General features: G+C 32.9%; 18 protein-coding genes. 9 read left to right on the top strand and 9 right to left on the bottom strand.

Features of this window, described 5'->3' with window-relative positions:
• The first annotated feature begins 26 nt into the window (after positions 1–26).
• From G6042_RS11275 to G6042_RS11255, 5 genes are read left to right on the top strand one after another with little or no spacing between them, the layout of a single operon-like run.
• Positions 27–920 carry a pirin family protein gene (locus G6042_RS11275; RefSeq protein ID WP_169524537.1) on the top strand — a complete coding sequence of 298 codons (894 nt, stop codon included), beginning with the start codon at positions 27–29 and terminating at the stop codon, positions 918–920.
• Positions 921–969: 49 nt separating this feature from the next.
• A complete protein-coding gene (locus G6042_RS11270) occupies positions 970–1,380 on the top strand; it encodes a hypothetical protein (protein WP_169524536.1) in 411 nt (136 codons plus the stop codon).
• Positions 1,381–1,383: 3 nt separating this feature from the next.
• The gene (rnpA, locus tag G6042_RS11265) at positions 1,384–1,776 is read left to right on the top strand and encodes a ribonuclease P protein component (protein ID WP_169524535.1); all 393 of its coding nucleotides are present in this window, start codon (positions 1,384–1,386) and stop codon (positions 1,774–1,776) included.
• 36 nt (positions 1,777–1,812) lie between these two features.
• Positions 1,813–3,450 (top strand): S41 family peptidase, encoded by a 1,638-nt coding sequence (locus G6042_RS11260; protein ID WP_169524534.1) that lies wholly within the window; start codon positions 1,813–1,815, stop codon positions 3,448–3,450.
• A 2-nt stretch (positions 3,451–3,452) separates the two neighbouring features.
• Positions 3,453–4,265, top strand: a complete 813-nt coding sequence (locus tag G6042_RS11255) for an OmpA family protein (RefSeq protein WP_169524533.1) — start codon at positions 3,453–3,455, stop codon at positions 4,263–4,265.
• Here the strand turns inward: G6042_RS11255 and G6042_RS11250 are convergent.
• From G6042_RS11250 to G6042_RS11230, 5 genes are all read right to left on the bottom strand, one after another.
• Positions 4,262–5,152 (bottom strand): Fic family protein, encoded by an 891-nt coding sequence (locus tag G6042_RS11250; RefSeq protein ID WP_169524532.1) that lies wholly within the window; start codon positions 5,150–5,152, stop codon positions 4,262–4,264. The two genes, G6042_RS11255 and G6042_RS11250, sit on opposite strands and share 4 nt — an antisense overlap.
• Positions 5,153–5,241: 89 nt before the next feature.
• Entirely contained in the window at positions 5,242–5,688 is a 447-nt protein-coding gene (locus tag G6042_RS11245) for a GNAT family N-acetyltransferase (RefSeq protein ID WP_169524531.1), read from the bottom strand.
• 5 nt (positions 5,689–5,693) lie between these two features.
• On the bottom strand, positions 5,694–6,665 hold the full coding sequence (locus G6042_RS11240; protein WP_169524530.1) for a DUF4837 family protein: 972 nt from the start codon (positions 6,663–6,665) through the stop codon (positions 5,694–5,696).
• Between the two features lie 40 nt (positions 6,666–6,705).
• Positions 6,706–8,985: a LysM peptidoglycan-binding domain-containing protein gene (locus G6042_RS11235; protein ID WP_169524529.1), complete on the bottom strand. Its 2,280-nt coding sequence runs from the start codon at positions 8,983–8,985 to the stop codon at positions 6,706–6,708.
• 88 nt (positions 8,986–9,073) lie between these two features.
• Positions 9,074–10,261, bottom strand: coding sequence for a phosphoglycerate kinase (locus tag G6042_RS11230; protein ID WP_169524528.1), 1,188 nt, complete (start codon positions 10,259–10,261; stop codon positions 9,074–9,076).
• A 214-nt stretch (positions 10,262–10,475) separates the two neighbouring features.
• Between G6042_RS11230 and G6042_RS11225 the strand changes: the two genes are divergently transcribed.
• The 4 genes from G6042_RS11225 (at position 10,476) to G6042_RS11210 (ending at position 12,709) form a co-directional block, all read left to right on the top strand.
• Complete coding sequence (locus tag G6042_RS11225; protein ID WP_169524730.1) at positions 10,476–11,624, top strand: DNA polymerase III subunit; 1,149 nt, start codon at positions 10,476–10,478, stop codon at positions 11,622–11,624.
• Between the two features lie 4 nt (positions 11,625–11,628).
• Positions 11,629–12,012: a DoxX family protein gene (locus tag G6042_RS11220; RefSeq protein ID WP_169524527.1), complete on the top strand. Its 384-nt coding sequence runs from the start codon at positions 11,629–11,631 to the stop codon at positions 12,010–12,012.
• Positions 12,013–12,078: 66 nt separating this feature from the next.
• Positions 12,079–12,372 carry a nucleotidyltransferase family protein gene (locus tag G6042_RS11215; RefSeq protein ID WP_169524526.1) on the top strand — a complete coding sequence of 98 codons (294 nt, stop codon included), beginning with the start codon at positions 12,079–12,081 and terminating at the stop codon, positions 12,370–12,372.
• On the top strand, positions 12,362–12,709 hold the full coding sequence (locus G6042_RS11210; RefSeq protein WP_169524525.1) for a HepT-like ribonuclease domain-containing protein: 348 nt from the start codon (positions 12,362–12,364) through the stop codon (positions 12,707–12,709). Before G6042_RS11215 ends, G6042_RS11210 begins: the two co-directional genes overlap by 11 nt.
• Here G6042_RS11210 and G6042_RS11205 read toward each other — a convergent pair whose 3' ends face one another.
• From G6042_RS11205 to mnmG, 4 genes are all read right to left on the bottom strand, one after another.
• Positions 12,710–14,968, bottom strand: a complete 2,259-nt coding sequence (locus tag G6042_RS11205; protein ID WP_169524524.1) for a helix-turn-helix domain-containing protein — start codon at positions 14,966–14,968, stop codon at positions 12,710–12,712.
• Positions 14,969–15,071: 103 nt separating this feature from the next.
• Positions 15,072–15,647, bottom strand: coding sequence for an OmpH family outer membrane protein (locus tag G6042_RS11200; RefSeq protein WP_169524523.1), 576 nt, complete (start codon positions 15,645–15,647; stop codon positions 15,072–15,074).
• A 243-nt stretch (positions 15,648–15,890) separates the two neighbouring features.
• The gene (locus G6042_RS11195; protein WP_169524522.1) at positions 15,891–16,736 is read right to left on the bottom strand and encodes a class I SAM-dependent methyltransferase; all 846 of its coding nucleotides are present in this window, start codon (positions 16,734–16,736) and stop codon (positions 15,891–15,893) included.
• Positions 16,737–16,877: 141 nt separating this feature from the next.
• The gene (gene mnmG, locus G6042_RS11190) at positions 16,878–18,746 is read right to left on the bottom strand and encodes a tRNA uridine-5-carboxymethylaminomethyl(34) synthesis enzyme MnmG (RefSeq protein WP_169524521.1); all 1,869 of its coding nucleotides are present in this window, start codon (positions 18,744–18,746) and stop codon (positions 16,878–16,880) included.
• Positions 18,747–18,842: the final 96 nt, after the last annotated feature.

Raw genomic sequence — 18,842 nt, 5'->3', positions numbered from 1 at the left:
AGCATTCATTCAAAAAACAGGAAATTATGTCAAATGTTGGACTTATCATAGAAGAAAGAGCTGCAGATATTGGAAATTTTATGGTTGGACGATTGCTTCTGTTTAAACAAAAACGTTCTGTTGGACCATTTGTATTTATTGACCACATGGGACCAGCGAAACTCAAAGATTATCAAAATCTCGATGTAGATGTTCATCCGCATATTGGCTTATCAACTTTAACCTATTTGTTTGAAGGCGCAATTATGCATCGCGATAGCATTGGTTCTGAAATTGAAATTCAACCTGGCGCTGTAAATTGGATGACGGCAGGAAAAGGCGTTACCCATTCTGAACGAACTCCTGAATATCTTCGAACTACCGAAAAATCTCTTCACGGATTACAAATTTGGGTTGCTTTGCCAAAACATTTGGAAGAAATGGAACCTTCTTTTTATCATATTGAAGCCAAAGATATTCCATCATGGAAAGAAAACGAATGTGACATTAAACTAATTGCCGGCGAAGCTTTTAACAAAAAATCTCCCGTTCCTGTTCATAGCAAACTCTATTTCTTGGAAATAAAAAGTAAGCAAAAAACCATTCTAAAAATTGGCGATTTTCTATATGGCGAAAGCGCTTTATATATTTTAGAAGGCGCAATAATTGATGACAATCATCGTTATGAATCAAAACAAATTTTAATTGCAAAAGATGCAAAGCTCTGTCATTTTGAAATGGAAGAAAACACCACAGTTTACATTTTTGGCGGCGAACCTTTTGAAGAACAACGTTTTATTTTTTGGAATTTTGTTAGTTCAAGTCGGGATAGAATTGAGCAGGCAAAACAAGATTGGATCCATCAACGTTTTCCAAAAGTTGCCAATGAAACTAAATTTGTTCCGCTTCCAGATTATTTAATCGATAAAAGACCGATTTAACAACATTTGGAATAGAATTTGTAGATTTACCACAAATATTTTCTCTATTATGAAATACCTTAAACTTCTTTCTTTGTTTTTACTATTTAGCTTTACTGTTCAAAAAAGCTATTCGCAACCTATTCGTTTTAAAACCAGCAGTGTCAGTTTTACTGATAAAAAAGCAAACGGCAGTTGGAATGAATGGTCTGATTTTGTAAATGCTAATGTCTTAATTACGCTGGATGCTAAGAAAAATACAATTACTATAAATTCGCAAGAAGTACAATCTTTTAAAATTAAATCTTACGGCGAAATTATTGATAATGATGAGGTAAACATTGTTCCTTTTGAATGTATGGATAACAAATTTTCCAAATGTCAAATCCTCATTATCACTAAGAAAAAAGAAAATAACCGAATGCAGTTTTACATCAATTACAACGAAGTAAAATTTGTTTACAACATATACAATGACTAAAAAATGGATTTTAAATATCCAAAAAATGAAAAACTAAAGAGTAAAAAAACGATAGATTCTCTTTTTACCGAAGGAAAATCGGTTGGAAAATATCCGTTGCGATTGGTTTTTATTCAAGATAATTTTGAAGATGATGTTCCACTAAAAATGGGAGTTTCGGTTTCCAAAAAATATTTCAAAAAAGCCGTTGACCGAAACTATTTTAAGCGTATTCTTCGCGAATGTTATCGATTAAACAAACACATTTTGATTGAAAATTTAGACCAAAAATATTGCCTAATGTTTTTCTATCAAACCAAAGAAAGACTAAGTTATCAGGAAATCAACGAAAAAACGATTCAGCTTTTTGAAAAATTTGTACTTTCATTAAGAAAAAAAGAAGAAGAGAATAACTAATTTCGTTAGAAATAAGCATTTATAAAATACATTTTCATGTTTTCAAAAATTAAAAAACGACATATCATCACCGTTCTTTTGAGCGGATTTTTCTTTGTTGGAGTAAGTTTCAAAGAAGATTTTTTTGAAATTGCCAAACAAATAGAGATTTTCACCAGCATTTTTAAAACCGTTAACCAAAACTATGTTGACGAAACCAATCCGTCCGAATTAATGGATAAAGCGGTTAAAAGCATGCTAGCCGATATTGATCCATACACCAATTATTTCAACGAACAAGACGTAATCAAATTCAAAATAAACAATACTGGCGAATATACTGGAATTGGTGCTATGATTACCAGGAAAGAAGACAAACTTATCATCAAAGAACCATACAAAGGATTTCCTGCCGACAAAGCTGGACTGAAAGCTGGTGACGAAATTACCCAAATTGGCGATGTGTTGCTTTCTGATTTCAAAGACGATGCTTCGCAGTTGATGAAAGGTGCAAAAAACACCAAAATCGATGTTAAATACCTGCGTCAGGGAAAACCAATGTCAACCCAAATAACATTGGACGAAGTAGAAATTAAAGCCGTTCCTTTTTTTGGAAAAATTGACGAAAAAACGGGTTATATCGTTTTATCTCAATTCAATAAAAAAGCAACTTCCGAAACTAAAGAAGCTCTTGAAAAACTAAAAAATGAAGGCGCAACTCAAATCATTCTTGATCTCCGCGGAAATCCTGGTGGTTTACTTCACGAAGCCGTAAATATTTGTAATTTATTTGTGCCAAAAGGCGAAGTTATTGTAACCACAAAATCCAAAAACGAGAAACATAACAATACCTATAAAACTACTCGCGAACCGATTGACACTCAAATTCCAATTGTGGTAATTGTAGATGGGAAAAGTGCTTCGGCTTCAGAAATTGTTGCCGGCGCGTTACAAGATTTAGACCGAGCAGTTGTTGTTGGCAGCAGAAGTTTTGGAAAAGGATTGGTGCAACGTCCGTTTGATTTAACGTATGGAACGCAAGTAAAAGTTACGATTTCAAGATATTACACACCATCGGGAAGATGCATTCAAGCCTTGAATTACAGCAAAAAAGACAAAAACGGAAAAGCAACTAAAACCGACGAGAAAAATTTTAACGCATTCAAAACCCGAAACGGAAGAACCGTTTATGATGGTGGCGGAATTTTACCCGATGTAGAATTGGAAGAAACAAAACTAAGTTCGATTGCCGAAGCTTTGCAAAAAAACGATGCGATTTTTAATTATGTAACCAATTATTATTACAAAAATCCGGCGCTTGGAAATAAAATCCCTGCATTGACTGATACCGATATTGCTGATTTTAAAACTTTCATCAAAAAAGAAAAAATTAGTTTTGATACCGAAACTGAATTGGCACTGAAAACTACTTTAGAAAAAGCCAAAAAAGAAAAAATCGATGCTAGTATTGCCACTGAATATCAAAACCTTTTAACTGCTTTGCAAAAAAGTGAAGAAAGCTTAATTGATAAAAACAGTAAAGAAATTAAGAATTTACTGCTAGACGAAATCATCAAAAGATACCAATACAAAGAAGGTTTGTATCAATATTACACAAAAAACAACAGCGAAATTAAGAAAGCTGTCACTTTATTCAATAACATTGCAGAGTATAACAAAATCCTAAAAATTTAAGAATGCGATTTTTACAACTTTTACTGCTATTCACATTTGGATTTCTTCACGCTCAGGAAGAAGCAGTTCATTCGGTATATTTTGATTTTGATAAATCAACCATAAGTGAAAAACAAGGAGAAGAACTTATTTCTTTCATAAAAAAAACCGACTCTACTAGAATTGAATCCATCGAAATTTTTGGATATACAGATGATGTTGGAAAAGAAGCTTATAATTTTAAATTATCAACAAAAAGAGCTTCTGTTATTCAAACAAAAATGATTGAAAGCGGTATTAAAAACAAAATTATCGTTACTATTGAAGGAAAAGGCAGAATTCTTATTGACGATGATATTGTTGAAAATCTTCCCGAAAAACGCTCTAAAAATCGTCGTGTTGATATTGTTATCAATTTAAAACCGTTGCCAAAAATTGAAATTCCGGGTTTTTATAATTCCATTCAAAAAAATCATATCGTTGGCGATCATATTTACCTAGATAACATTCTTTTTGACCGCGGAAGTAGTAAATTAACCTTCAAGGCTAAAACCGAATTGGATAAAGTTGCTAAGCTTTTGCATAAATACAAAAACCTTCATTTTGAAATTCAAGGTCACGTTTGTTGTACGCCACCATATCAAAAAGAAGCGATTGATAAAGAAACTCGAAAAAGAGCACTTTCAACCAACAGAGCTGAATCTGTTTTTAAATATTTAGCATTTAAAAAAATTCCAAAAAACCGAATGACTTTCAAAGGTTATGGAAATACGGTTCCGCTAGGAAAAGGTGCGGAATATGATAGAAGAGTTGAATTGGTGATTACGAAGATTTAAAAATCAATTTCAAAATATTGCAAAATCAATTTATAATTATCTTGAGCCGTTAAACAAGTTTCTGTCAAATATTCTTTTGCGTTGTTCCATTCTTGCAATCCGCGATAGTAGTAAAACTTCAATTCCTCATCAATTATAAAAGGAACAATATTATTTGCTAAGCATTCTTTAAACATAATTAAACGTCCAACTCGGCCATTTCCATCTTGAAAAGGGTGAATAATTTCAAAATTATAGTGAAATTCAACAATATCATTAATTGTTTTTTGCTCAATCTTATTATAATTTACAAGCAATTGCTTCATTTTTTGTGTAACTTCTTTTGGAGAAACCGTTTCATTTCCTCCAACTTCGTTAGGCAGTTTTTTATATTCGCCTACATTAAACCAAGATTTTCTACTATCTGAAGTTCCCGATTTTAACAAAAAATGCAATTCTTTTATTATTGATTCAGTAAGTTTAGTATTTGCTTTGTCAATAATTAAATCGATACATTTAAAATGGTTTAACGTTTCGATAATATCATCAACATTTACTGTTTCTTTGGTTAAACCAATAGTATTTGTTTCAAAAATAAACCGCGTTTGTTCATGACTTAATTTACTTCCTTCAATTCGATTGGAATTATACGTTAAATCGATTTGAGTTCTGTGATAAATTCCGCCTTTCAGATTCATTTCTTTTTGTTCTTTCAAGAAATGAAGCAACTGGTTTTGATTCGTTTTTTGATTGGTCTTTTTTTTCTGAAATTCAAAATCTCCAGGAATATTCCACGTTTTTCCGGTAAGAAATGCACCTTCAATTTTTCCAGTAGCACAATAGTGTCGAACGGTTCTTTCGGATAAATTTCTTTCTTTGGCAAATTGACTAACGGAAACAAACTTCATGTGCTAAAAATTAATTATCGGCAAAAAATGATTTTGAAAACGACAAATTTAGCAATTTTGTTGCCGATAACGGCAAAAAACTAAAATTTTTAACTTCTTTTCATCTCAATATGCGGAATATCGTCTTCTAAATACATTTCGCTGGTTTGAATAAAACCATGACTTTCGTAGAATTTTTTCAGATACAATTGCGCCGAAATGGTGATTTTGCTTTCACCAAAATAAATTCGGATGCTTTCAACAGCTTCTCGCATCAAGATATGACCAATTTTTCGCTCTCTAAAATCGGGATGCGTTACAACTCTTCCAATTGATGCTTCGGCAAAATAATCATTTGGTTTAAACAATCGTGCATACGCCACAATTTTGCCTTCAAACGTTCCAAGAAGATGTAATGCTTTCTCATCTTTGCCGTCAATATCGAGATAAACGCAGTTTTGCTCCACGACAAAGACTTCGCTACGCAGCTTTAACAATTCATATAGTTCAAGCGAAGAAAGTGTCTCAAATCGCTTTGTTTTCCATTCTAGCAACATGGTTTTTATTTTTTGGGAATTCGGATGGTTTTTATGATTGATTCTAATTCAAACATTAAATCGCGTTTTTCTTTTGATGGTGCATAACAAAATCCTTCAAGAACTAAAATTCTATTGTTGGCTTTGTCTTTTATAGCATAATTTACAAATGGTCCAGACATGAAATCATTGTTCATTTCCCAAGTTCCTTTGGTTTCATAAACGTCATATTCGTTCCATTTAATTTTTGAAAAATAAGGAAAATAGGCTTCTTCCGTCATCATTTTTGCATTGTTATTTTTAGCATGAATGTACAATTTTCCTATTGAATCTCTCACTTTTACAATATCGTTTACCGCATTTTTATCGCGAATACTGTTGTATGGAATTTGATAAATTAAAATACTCGTGTTGCCGCTGGTAATTTCTTTTTTGAGCCAAATGAAATTTTTTCTTCTTCTAACGTAGTCATATTCGATTGGAATAGACAAATCAACATTGAATTTTTTTTTGATTTTATCAGTATTTTGAAGTGAATCAGAAAGAATCAATTGATTGGCTTTAATTTCTGTTTCTCTCATTCGCTTGATAATTTCGGCGAAATGTTTTTCTAACAGAAAAAGAATTTCATTGGTTGATTTCCCCGAAATATGAAAAGAATTTTGGGTTTCGGCAAATTCGTTTGCTTTGATTTGAAACAAATTTTTATCGTTTTTCTTAACGATTATCATGTTTCGGCTTCCAGTAGAAAATCCTTCAAAAAGTTTTAACGGAAACTGTTTTATGGTAAAAAGCGGTTCTTCTTGTGGCAATCCAAGAACGGGTGAAGCAAACTTATTTCTAATACTATCGCCAACTTCTGAATTCCATAGTTGATCATCGATAATCACCGAAATGGTATTGATATCGCTAGCATTTTCTTGGTTGAGTGTATCGGTTTTCTTTTGACAAGAAACCAAAACAGAAACCAATAGAAATAAAAAAAGGGTTTTATTCATTTTTATGAAATAAAACCCAAATTTATAGAACATTTTCGGATTAACCGCTAATTTTAAGTTTCATACCTGGTTTTAAGCTTTCGCTGTTGATTCCGTTCCATTTTTTAATGTCGGCAACCGTTACGCCAGGATGTTTTTTGGCAATGCTAAAAAGCGAATCGCCTTTTTTCACGTAGTAATGTTTTACTTTTTCTTTTTCGTTGTTGGCAAAAGTTTCTTTTTTACTTGGTTTTGCATCATTTACAGCAAAAAGTTTTTTAGAAACCACTAATTTTTCGCCCACTTTTATGTTGTTATCTTCAAGATTATTCCAATCTTTTAAATCAGAAACTGCTGCGTTATATTTTTTTGCAATGTTTCCAAGATTGTCACCGGCTTTTACAACATATTCAACGATTTTTGTTTCTGTTTTTACTTCAGCAACAACTGGTTCGTTTTCATCTGTATTCAAATTCATTAAAGCCAATTTTGAACCCAAACGAACGTTTCCGTCTTCAATGTTGTTCCATTTCTTTAAATCTTCGATGCTAACATTGAATTTCTTAGCGATGTAATAAAGGTTATCACCTTTTTGAACTTCATAATAATCACTTGGATTTTGTTTTGCATCTTCGTTAGTTGAGTTAGAAGCAATCGCATCATTTTCAACGGTTTCAACAATTTTTGGTTGTTTAACTTCTTTTCTAACGGTTGTAACAACACGTTCGTTTTTAACGATTTTTAGATTTGCACCAAGCATAATGTTATTGCTTTTCAGCTTGTTCCATTTTTTTACTTCGGCAACAGAAACATCATATTTGTTTGCAATTTCTCCAAGATTTTCACCTTTTTTCACTTTGTGAGTTTTGGTAACATCTTTATAAGTAACTATTTTTTCTTCTTTGAAAACTTTAGCAGAATTTGACGCTAATGCTTCTTTAACCGAAGTTGTATCGGCTTTTGGTTTAGCAACTTTAGTTTCAGCAACAGCTGTATTTTCTTGAGGAATGGCTTGTTTCGTATACACTTTTAGATTTCTGCCTAATGGTGCCGAATTACTTTTTAACCTGTTCCATTTTTTCAACTGCGCAACGGTAACACCATATTTATCTGAGATTTCGCCCAAACTATCGCCGCGTCTAACTTTGTGATATTTCAATTTTGTAGTTGAATCACTTGAAGCAACTGCTGAAGCAAATCTTGAATCAAATGGTTTCTCTCTTAAACTTTCTTCGTAATTAGCATAAGCATAAATTTTTTCTTCGTTAGAAGCAAAAAGTGCAATTTTATCCAAAGGCAATCTCAAATAGTAGTCGTTTCCAGTAATTGATGGAACAACTTCTCTTTTATACGAAGGATTTAAAAATTGTAATTCTGCCACCGAAACATCCAATAAATCAGCAATTTGCTTAAACGATAAAGCTCTTTTTACTTGAACTGTATCGGTTGCAAAATGATTCGCAACTGGTTTATGAGGAACAATTCCGTGTTCTTTGTGATATTCAAAAATATACATCGTAGCTAAGAAAGCTGGAACATAACCTTGCGTTTCTTTGTGTAAATATGGTCGAATATTCCAATAATTTTGTTTTCCGCCCGAACGACGAATGGCTTTAGCCACATTTCCTGGTCCAGTATTGTATGACGCTAAAACCAAATCCCAATCGCCAAAAATGCTATACATGTTTTTCATATACTGCGTTGCCGCTTTACTAGCTTTCATTGGATCGCTTCTTTCGTCAACATAAGTATCGATTTTCAAGCCATATTGTTTTCCGGTTTGGTACATAAATTGCCATAAACCTGTTGCGCCAGCTTTAGAAACTGCTCTTGGATTTAATGCCGATTCTACAACAGCCAAATATTTAATTTCCAACGGAATATTTTGTGCTGCTAACGATTCTTCAAACAGTGGAAAATAGAATTGAGAAATTCCCATCAAGCGTTCAAAAGCTCTTTTTCTATTCTTCAAAAACGATTTGATTACGTTTTCCAATCCTTGGTTGTACTCAATATTGAAAGGAGATTTTTCGTCAAGTTTTTTCAATCTTTCTTTCAATAATTCTGTAGGTAATTCATAATCAACCTTTTCATCGACATTGATATTTTTGATATCCAATGTCAATTCGTTGTACAAATCCAAACTCGCTAATTCTTTCATCCACATACTGTCGATGCACAAAGCCAAGTTGTCTTGTACAAAAGTAGCTTTGATTGAATCTAGATATTGCCTTTTCGTTAATGGAACTTTTTCAATTTTAGCAGGAATAATCGTGTCTTGAGCAAAAGTTGCCGCAGAAACAAAGATTACTGCAAGTGATGTTATTTTTTTTAAAATCATAACTTTATTTTATTAAAGTTTCGTTTGTTTTTTGTTTGTATAAGTTTACTAACGTAAATAATTGTAATTTATTGTATTAGCAAAAGATTTATTCCAAAATAGCTGCAATTCCTGGTAAAACTCTTCCTTCTAGCATTTCCAGCATTGCTCCGCCACCAGTGGAAACGTAACTCATTTTGTCCTCAAAACCGAATTGTTTCACAGCAGCAACCGAATCGCCACCGCCAACAAGAGAAAATGCTCCGTTTTCAGTAGATTCAGCAATAAAATCACCAAGTGCAATTGTTCCTTTGGCGAAATTATCCATTTCAAAAACGCCTAATGGTCCGTTCCAAAGAATAGTTTTGCTTTTCAAAATTACTTCTTTAAAATTTTCTAACGATTTTGGTCCAGCATCTAAACCTTGCCATCCATCAGGAATTTCGCGAACGTCAACTATTTGTGTATTAGCATCATTTGAAAAAGCATCAGCTGCAACCACATCAACTGGAATGTGAATTTGAACATTTTTTGCTTTGGCTTTTGACAAAATTTCCAATGCTAAATCCAATTTATCATTTTCACAAATTGAATCGCCAACATTTCCGCCCAACGCTTTGATAAAAGTAAATGTCATTCCGCCACCAATAATCATGTGATCTACTTTGTCTAAAATATTTTCGATAACCGTAATTTTTGACGAAACTTTTGAACCGCCAAGAACTGCTGTTACAGGTTTTACTGAATTATTCAATACTCGATTTAAACTTTCAATTTCTTTGGCTAAAAGTGTGCCAAAACATTTATCGTTTGGAAAAAACTGAGCAATTATGGTTGTTGAAGCATGCGCTCTGTGAGCTGTTCCAAAAGCATCGTTTACATAAATATCGCCTAGCGAAGCTAATTCTTTGGCAAATTCAACATCGCCAGCTTCTTCTTCGGCATAAAAACGAAGATTTTCAAGAAGTAAAACATCACCGCTTTGGATATTTTTAACTGCATTTTGAGCAACTTGTCCACGGCAATCGTCAACAAAAGTTACAGCAGTTTCTAAAACTTGCGCTGTTGTTTCTACAATATGACGAAGTGAATATTTATCTTCTTTCCCTTTTGGTCTTCCAAGATGTGACATCAAAATTACGCTTCCACCATCGGCTAAAATTTTATCAATAGTTGGCTTTGCAGCTTCAATTCTATTGGCATCGGTTACATTAAAATTTTCATCTAAAGGAACATTAAAATCAACTCTGATAATGGCTTTTTTGTTTTTGAAATCGAAATCTTGGATTGTTTTCATTGATTGTGACATTTTTAGGAATCATTGCAAATATAACAAAATTAAATTTTATCGTTATTTTTTGTGTGTTTATCGATGGTTTTTAAGAAAAAATTAAGTTATAAATCTTTTAGTATCAATTCATTGAAAATGATTTAAAAAAAATAAAATCCATTTGACAAAATCAGTTTTAGGAATATTTATACTAATCCAGTTTTTGACTTATATTTGCTTTATGCAGTTTTCTGAAATTTTAGGACAAGATTATATCAAAAACCATCTGACCAAAAGCGCTTTGGAAGGACGAATTCCTCATGCGCAACTTTTTGTTGGTCCAGAAGGAAGCGGAACTTTAGCGATGGCAATTGCTTATGCTCAATTTGTTTTATGCCAAAATTTAGGAAACGAAAATTCGGGTGGAAACGAAAGTTGTAATCTGAAATTTCAAAATCTTTCGCATCCCGATTTGCATTTTATTTATCCAAATGTGACGAATGATGATGTAAAATCGAAACCAAAAAGTGCTGATTTTATTGCCGAATGGCGAGAATTTGTATTAAAAAATCCTTACGGAAGTTTATTTGATTGGTACAAACATCTTGGCGTAAAAAACAAACAAGGCGAAATTCGCGTTGATGATGCACAGGATATTTTAAAATCATTGGCATTGAAATCCTACGAAGGCGGTTATAAAATCATGATTGTTTGGATGGCAGAAAAAATGAATATTGCTGCGTCAAACAAATTGTTGAAATTATTAGAAGAACCGCCAGAAAAAACACTTTTTCTATTAATTTCCGAAGACGAAGAAGATATTATTCAAACCATTCGTTCGCGTTGTCAAGTAGTTCATTTTCCGGCTTTGTCAGAAAAAGTAATTGCCGAAAAATTGATGTCTTCTTTGAATTTGGAACACAATTTGGCACAAAAAATCGCGCATCAATCACAAGGAAATTTCAATAATGCTTTGCATCTTTTACAATCCGATGAAGATGAATTGCCTTTTGAAGAATGGTTTGTAGATTGGGTTCGAACTGCTTTTCGTGCCAAAGGAAATGCTGCAGCTATCAACGGATTGCTTTCCTGGAGCGAGACGATTGCTGGCATTGGAAGAGAAAGTCAAAAACAGTTTTTAAATTTTTGTATCACGATGTTTCGACAAGCGTTGTTACAAAATTATGAAGCAAAAAACTTGGTTTATCTTGAACCAAAAGTTGAAAATTTTACTTTTGATAAATTTGCTCCGTTTGTCACTGGCGAAAATATTACCGAGATTTTTGAAGCACTTTCCGACGCTATTTATCACATTGAAAGAAACGGAAATGCCAAAATTATTCTCACTGATTTATCTATAAAACTAACCCGTTTAATCCATAAAAATTAAGATTATGAACAATCCAGCTTCCATTTTGGTTTTAGTATTTCTTGCCGTAACCTTTATCCAATCTGCTTATGATAAAGTTTTTGAATGGAAAGGAAATGTGGAATGGCTAAAAGGTCATTTTGCCAATACTATTTTGAAAAACAATGTTCCATTAGCTCTGGGAATCATCTTGATTTTAGAACTTGCAGCAGGAATTTTGTCTTTATCAGGTTGCGCAGAATTATTCATTAACGGTGGAAAAACTTTTGGTTTTTATGGTGCCGTTATTTCTTGTATTACCTTGATATTTTTACTTCTTGGTCAACGATTAGCCAAAGATTATGATGGAGCAAGAACGATTGCTATTTATTTTGTTCCGGCAGTTTTAGCAGTGTATTGGTTGAGTTAAATTACTGCTCCAAAATCAATTTTTTGAAAATATTTTTTTACTTTTACTCTATTCTTTTAGAAATCAATGAAACTAAGCAATAATCAAATTAATATTATAAAGGATTTTTTTTCAAAACAACCTGTTTTGAAAGCATATCTTTTTGGTTCTTATGTTCGTGGTGATGAAAATGAAAATAGTGATATTGATTTATTGGTTGAATTAGATTATTCTCAACCAATTGGTTTAGAGTTTATTCAAATGCAAATTGACTTACAAAACCTATTGTCTAAAAAAGTAGATTTAGTTTCTGCTCGTGGAATTTCAAAATATATAAAACCCATTTTAGACAAAGAAAAAAAACTAATTTATGCTAGATAGATTAGGAGATAAAGTTCGATTATTTCATATCATCGATGCGATAAATGAAATTGAAATTTATACAGAAAATGTGTCATTAGACGATTTTGTTAAAAATTCGATGATGTTTAATGCAACTTTACGTCAACTAGAAATTATTGGTGAAGCAAGCAACCGATTATCAGAACAATTACTTCAAAATAATACCGATATACCTTGGGCGAGAATAATTGGTTTAAGAAATCTTGTAGTTCACGAATATTTTGGAATTGATGATATTACCATTTGGAATGTCATAAAAATTAATCTTCCTAACCTTAAAGAAAAAATTTTACAGATAATTTCAAAATTAGAATAACTACAAACTCGCTTTAAACATTTTCAATTCATCCCAAGAGAATTTTTCACCATATTTTTCTTTTAATTCCGTAACCGAATTTCCTTCAAAACCTTTGAAAGCTTCGGCTAATTCTATGATTTTATCTTCGGGTAAAACTTCAGAAATTTTGATGGATTTTGCTTCGATTAATTTTGCCAAATGTCCGCCGATGGTTTGCACAGTCAATTTTCTGATAGCCGCAATTTCTGCAACGGAAAGTTGTTGTTGCCAAAGTTCAAAAGTTTCCTGAATTGTTGATTTTTTAGGTTCTTTCTTTTTTTCTTTTTTAGCATAACGGTCAATATCTTCTTCGTCATCTATCAGTGTAATTTTCACTTTTTTGAATTCCTGAGTAACGGTTTCCATTTTGTTAATTCGGTAGTATTTTATTTCATCCGAAGACAATTTTTCTTTGGAAATAGTTTCGCCTTTAACCAAAATTTCAATCATCAATTTAGCTTTCATCAATCGTAAAACGGCTTTGATTTGCAATTCTTCCAAAACCAATAATTCGTCATAATATGCTTTTACTTTTTTGATGCGTTTTACTTCTTCGAGTTTAAAAAGAATTTCATAAACCAAATTATCCATTGGCAACAAAAAATAATTGAACGCTGCTTGAATTCGCTCGTTTACAAACTGTAAATCAGGGTTTTCAGCAAATAATTTTCGCAGTTGAAGAATGAATTTTTGTGACGGATCAATCAGTTTTTCCATTTCGTCCGCGCATTTTTTAGCCCAAATAGCATGCTTGGATTTTTCTGAAATCTCCGATTTTTCATTGTACGTAAATCGATGATTTCGCCATTCTTGAGACAAATCAGTCCAATCGAAACTGGAAATCAAAAAGTTAAGTATAAAATCTTTGGTGTCTTTTTGCAACGTATTTTCCAAAAATTCAGTTGATGCTTTATTTTCGGAATAGTTCATGACATCTTGATCGTTCGAAATGCCATTCATTTGCAACGGAGAAAGCAAAATTAAGCCGTTTAACGAACGCAAACGCGAAAGCGCAACATAGGCTTGTCCGGGAAGAAAAACTTGCGAAACATCGAGCGCAGCTTTGTCAAAAGTTAAACCTTGACTTTTATGAACGGTAATTGCCCAAGCCAATTTGATTGGATAATGCACAAAAGTTCCTAAAACTTCTTCTTCGATTTCCTTGGTGTTTTCGTTTACGGTGTATCGAATGTTTTGCCATTCGTATTTTTCCACTTCAATCGACTTATTTTCATCCGGAAAATGTACCCAAATTTCCCTTTCGGAAAGCGATTGGATAATTCCCATTTTTCCGTTGAAGAATTTTTTTTCAAAAGACAAATCATTTTTTATGAACATGACTTGAGCTCCGACTTTGAGTTCCAATTTTTCTTCAATCGGATAAATTTTATCGGGAAAATCATCTGTAACTTCAGCTTTGTAAAACCTCGAATTTCCTTCTAAATCTTCGAGCGATTTTTGGTTTATCGTATCGGCTTTGGCATTATGCGTTGTTAAAGTGATGTAACCTTTATTTGCTTTTAAATCGAAATTTGGTTTGACAAATTCGTTTAAAATTGAAATATCATTTTGACTAATTGTATTGTTTCTGAGATTATTCAACACCGAAATAAATCGATCGTCAGTTTGTCTAAAAATCTTAGATAATTCAATATATAACGGCGGATTTTGCTGTACCACATGCGCATGAAAAAAGAATTTTCCGGTGTAATAATTTCGTAAAACACGCCATTCATCATCGCGAATTACTGGCGGAAGTTGAAGCAAGTCGCCAATAAAAAGTACTTGAACGCCACCGAAAGGTTGGTTTCGTTTTCGAACCGATTGCAACATGAAATCCATTGCATCAAGCAAATCCGAGCGCAACATACTGACTTCGTCAACAATCAGCAATTCCATGTTACGGATTACCGCTTTTTTCACGCCACTCATTCTAAAATGTCTTCGAAGCGTTGCTCTACTTTCAAACTTAGAATTTTCATTGAATTGTGCCACCGAATTATCGGGAAGAAATCCACCAAACGGCAACTGAAACATCGAATGAATAGTAACGCCACCAGCATTTAACGCCGCAATTCCGGTTGGTGCCACAACGACACAATTTTTATGCGTTGTTTGGATAATTTCTTTGAGAAGCGTGGTTTTTCCGGTTCCAGCTTTTCCAGTTAGAAAAACGGAACGATTGGTTTGGTTGATGAATTGCAAAACATATTTTGCTTCGGCTGAGATAAATTCCATGGCTTATAGTTTAGAAAAACAAATATAAGTGATTGTTATTCAATATACAAACAAAAAACGCCTTCAAAAATGAAGACGTTTTATCGATTTGTAATAAATCAAATTATTTTTTTGCTTCAGCTTTATCTTCAGTTTTTTCTTCTTTTTTAGCCGATGATTTATATTTATCGTTTACAATTTTGATAATATCTTTGGTAATATCATAGCTATCTTTTGCATACAAAACGGTTGCAGTTTCACCTGTTCCATAGATATAGTCATAACCTTTTTCTTTACCATATTCTTTGATGGTGTTTTTGTATGTCTTGATAACAGAGTCAAGTTCAACGCCACTTTCTTGTTGTAATTGACGTAACATTGCTTCTTGTGCGTAAGATAATTCTTGCTCTCTTTTTTGTAATTCAGCACCTTTTTGTTGTGCCCAAGCCATTCCGTTTGCTTGTGCATTTTTTTGGAAATTAGCTGCATCCGATTTCCATCTAGCCACTTCAACCTCTAGTTGATTTCCCATTACTTTAGATTTGTCTTTGTATTTTGCTTCGATATCTTTAGCTTCTGTACTTTCTTCCATCAATTTAGCGGTATCGATATAAGCTGTTTTAAACTCTTTTGTTTCTGATGTTTTGTTGCATGACAAAATTGAAATAGCCAATGCAAAAAGAATAACTGTTTTTTTCATGTATAATTTATTAATTGTAATTCGTTTTTTAGTTCTTGGGCTCAAAAGTAAAAAAATAAACTTTAAGTATTCCAACGAATAAAAAAAGTAGTGATTTTTCATGTATTAGCAATATTTATAGTTTTTTAAACAATCATAATAATTAATTATCAAAATCGACTTCAAATAAAGCGATTTGAGCGAGGTTTAATTTTCTTTGGTACAAGTTTATAACTTAGTTTGAGAACGCAAAAAACCAAGCTTTTATTCACTTTTTATCACATAAATATGTGAAGAGTACTCTTTTTTACGGTTTCCATACTGATTTGATTTGAAACCTATCCAAAAAGCTTTAAGGAAATTCATTTTTCCATTTTTGTATTTTTCAGAAAGTAAGCTAACATAAAAACTGTCAAATTTCATCGGTAAAACTTCAACTAATTTTAAATTTTCTTTGGCAAATAATTTTTGAATTGCTGTTTTTGAAAAATGCCACAAATGTCTCGGCACGTCAAAAGCTGCCCAAAATTCACCGTAATATTTTGCATCATAGGATTTGAAATTTGGTACAGCTATAATTATTGTTCCAGATGGTTTTATCAATCTTTTTAGTTCCGAAATGTATTCTTCTAAATTTGGTACGTGTTCCAAAACGTGCCACATTGTAATAATATCAAATGAATTGCTTTCAAGCGAAGCTAAATCCTGAGCGAAGTTTACTCCTTTTTTTATGGCAATTTCTTTGGCTTTTGCACTTGGCTCAATGCCGACAGTTTGCCATCCATCACTTTTTGCTACCGCTAAAAAATCTCCTGTTCCAGCACCAATATCGAGAAGCTTTCCTTTTACACCTTGTGAATTGATTAATTTCAACTTGTTTTTTAACGCAATTCCTTTAATAAAATGATACATTTTTTCAAAAAGCGAACGTTTTCCGTCAGTATGCGAAATATAATCATCGCTTTCGTAATAGCTTGGTAATTTTTCCAAACTTGGTTTAGGAAACGTAATTAGCATATCAAATTCGGGATTGTGATGCAAATCAAAAACTTCTTTTGATACGGAATGATCTACTACTTTATTGTAAAAAATGTTATTTTGAAAACTCATAAATCTCTTTATTTATAGGACTTGACAAGGTTAGTTTCACGTGGAACAAGGTAATATTAGATATTAGATTTTAAATATTAGATATAAATGTATTGCTAAAAAACTTCAATATTTAATGTTTAAAATCAAAAATTTCATATTCTATCTACCCATATAGATTAATAAAACGGATATATCAGCTGGAGAAACACCGCTAATTCTGGAAGCTTGGGAAATTGTCACTGGACGAATCGCCGATAATTTTTGCTTTGCTTCTATTGACATGGACTTGATTTTATGATAATCAAAGTTGGTCGGGATTTTAATATCTTCTAAACGGATCAATTTTTCAGCATTATTTCGTTCTTTTTCGATATAACCTGAATATTTTACCTGAATTTCGGCTTGTTCGATGATTTCTTTGTCTAAATTATTCTCATGAATGTAGTTTTGAACTTTTTCAAACTTCAACATATCATTCAAATCAATTTGCGGACGCGAAAAAACTTTAAACATCTTATCCGATTGTGTCATTGGTGAACTTTCTTTTTCTTCCAATATCGGATTAGTTTCTTGTGGCGTAATACTCGTTTCTTTGAAAAAATCAACCATTTTTTCGCTTTCGTTGAACTTATACTCCATTCTTCGCATTCTTTTTTCGGATGCTAAACCAATTTGGAACGATTTTGGCGTTAAACGGAAATCGGCATTGTCTTGACGCAATAATGTTCGGTATTCGGCACGAGAAGTAAACATTCTATATGGTTCTTCGGTTCCTTTTGTAATTAAATCGTCAATTAAAACGCCAATATACGCTTCATCACGACGTAAAATCAACGGTTCTTGCTCTTTTACCTTTAATGCGGCGTTAATTCCAGCCATTAAACCTTGAGAAGCGGCTTCTTCATAACCCGTTGTTCCATTTATTTGTCCAGCGAAATACAATCCGTCCACTAATTTGGTTTCTAACGTATGTTTTAATTGCGTTGGCGGAAAATAATCATATTCAATAGCATAACCTGGACGGAAAAACTTCACATTCTCAAATCCGGCAACAGAACTCAATGCTTTATATTGAATATCTTCTGGTAAAGAAGTAGAAAATCCGTTGACGTAAACTTCAACGGTATGCCAACCTTCTGGTTCTACAAAAAGCTGATGCCTTTCTTTATCTGCAAATCGATTGATTTTATCTTCAATAGATGGACAATATCTTGGTCCGATACTTTTTATTCTTCCATTGAACATTGGACTTCTATCAAAACCTTCACGAAGAATATCGTGAACATCTAATGAAGTATAAGTCATGTGACACAATTTTTGATGAATTAACGGTTTCGTTTCATCAGAATAAGAAAACTTATCTGGAACTTCGTCACCTGGTTCTTCACGCATTTTTGAATAATCTAAAGAACGACCATCAACTCGTGGCGGCGTTCCTGTTTTCATTCTTCCAGCTTCGAAACCAACTTTTTTCAAATCTTCGGTAATTCCAAACGCAGCACTTTCGCCAGCTCGTCCACCGCCAAATTGTTTTTCGCCAATGTGAATTAATCCATTCAAAAATGTTCCGTTGGTCAAGACAACTGTTTTTGCTTTGATTTCAATTCCAAGTGAAGTAACAACACCTTTGATTTTATTATTCTTTATCAAAAGTCCTTTGACCATTTCTTGATAGAAATCGAGATTTGGCGTGTTTTCCAACATCAATCTCCATTCTTCCGCAAAACGCATTCTGTCTGACTGAACTCGTGGTGACCACATTGCCGGACCTTTTGATTTATTAAGCATTTTGAACTGAATAGCTGTTTTATCAGAAACAATTCCTGAATATCCGCCAAGTGCGTCGATTTCACGAACGATTTGTCCTTTGGCAATTCCGCCCATTGCTGGATTGCACGACATTTGTGCAATGTTTTGCAAACTCATTGTTACCAATAAAGTTTTACAACCCATATTGGCTGCCGAAGCTGCTGCTTCGCAACCTGCATGCCCTGCACCAACTACTATTACATCGTATGTGTTAAACATTTGATATTAAATTTTAGATTTCAAATATTAAATATTAATATCCGAATAATTAATTGTTCCACGTGGAACTTTTATTTTTTCCTCGCGATGCTCGGA

The sequence above is a fragment of the Flavobacterium solisilvae genome, assembly GCF_012911605.1.
Taxonomy (GTDB): domain Bacteria; phylum Bacteroidota; class Bacteroidia; order Flavobacteriales; family Flavobacteriaceae; genus Flavobacterium; species Flavobacterium solisilvae.
Note: the sequence above shows the minus strand (reverse complement) of the source record. Positions and strands in the feature narration are given on the sequence as shown.

Excerpts from the sequence above, each read along its gene's own strand:
- G6042_RS11275 (WP_169524537.1), top strand. The coding sequence starts at position 27 with ATGTCAAATGTTGGACTTATCATAGAAGAAAGAGCTGCAGATATTGGA.
- G6042_RS11270 (WP_169524536.1), top strand. The coding sequence starts at position 970 with ATGAAATACCTTAAACTTCTTTCTTTGTTTTTACTATTTAGCTTTACT.
- rnpA (WP_169524535.1), top strand. The coding sequence starts at position 1,384 with ATGGATTTTAAATATCCAAAAAATGAAAAACTAAAGAGTAAAAAAACG.
- G6042_RS11260 (WP_169524534.1), top strand. The coding sequence starts at position 1,813 with ATGTTTTCAAAAATTAAAAAACGACATATCATCACCGTTCTTTTGAGC.
- G6042_RS11255 (WP_169524533.1), top strand. The coding sequence starts at position 3,453 with ATGCGATTTTTACAACTTTTACTGCTATTCACATTTGGATTTCTTCAC.
- G6042_RS11250 (WP_169524532.1), bottom strand. The coding sequence starts at position 5,152 with ATGAAGTTTGTTTCCGTTAGTCAATTTGCCAAAGAAAGAAATTTATCC.
- G6042_RS11245 (WP_169524531.1), bottom strand. The coding sequence starts at position 5,688 with ATGTTGCTAGAATGGAAAACAAAGCGATTTGAGACACTTTCTTCGCTT.
- G6042_RS11240 (WP_169524530.1), bottom strand. The coding sequence starts at position 6,665 with ATGAATAAAACCCTTTTTTTATTTCTATTGGTTTCTGTTTTGGTTTCT.
- G6042_RS11235 (WP_169524529.1), bottom strand. The coding sequence starts at position 8,985 with ATGATTTTAAAAAAAATAACATCACTTGCAGTAATCTTTGTTTCTGCG.
- G6042_RS11230 (WP_169524528.1), bottom strand. The coding sequence starts at position 10,261 with ATGAAAACAATCCAAGATTTCGATTTCAAAAACAAAAAAGCCATTATC.
- G6042_RS11225 (WP_169524730.1), top strand. The coding sequence starts at position 10,476 with ATGCAGTTTTCTGAAATTTTAGGACAAGATTATATCAAAAACCATCTG.
- G6042_RS11220 (WP_169524527.1), top strand. The coding sequence starts at position 11,629 with ATGAACAATCCAGCTTCCATTTTGGTTTTAGTATTTCTTGCCGTAACC.
- G6042_RS11215 (WP_169524526.1), top strand. The coding sequence starts at position 12,079 with ATGAAACTAAGCAATAATCAAATTAATATTATAAAGGATTTTTTTTCA.
- G6042_RS11210 (WP_169524525.1), top strand. The coding sequence starts at position 12,362 with ATGCTAGATAGATTAGGAGATAAAGTTCGATTATTTCATATCATCGAT.
- G6042_RS11205 (WP_169524524.1), bottom strand. The coding sequence starts at position 14,968 with ATGGAATTTATCTCAGCCGAAGCAAAATATGTTTTGCAATTCATCAAC.
- G6042_RS11200 (WP_169524523.1), bottom strand. The coding sequence starts at position 15,647 with ATGAAAAAAACAGTTATTCTTTTTGCATTGGCTATTTCAATTTTGTCA.
- G6042_RS11195 (WP_169524522.1), bottom strand. The coding sequence starts at position 16,736 with ATGAGTTTTCAAAATAACATTTTTTACAATAAAGTAGTAGATCATTCC.
- mnmG (WP_169524521.1), bottom strand. The coding sequence starts at position 18,746 with ATGTTTAACACATACGATGTAATAGTAGTTGGTGCAGGGCATGCAGGT.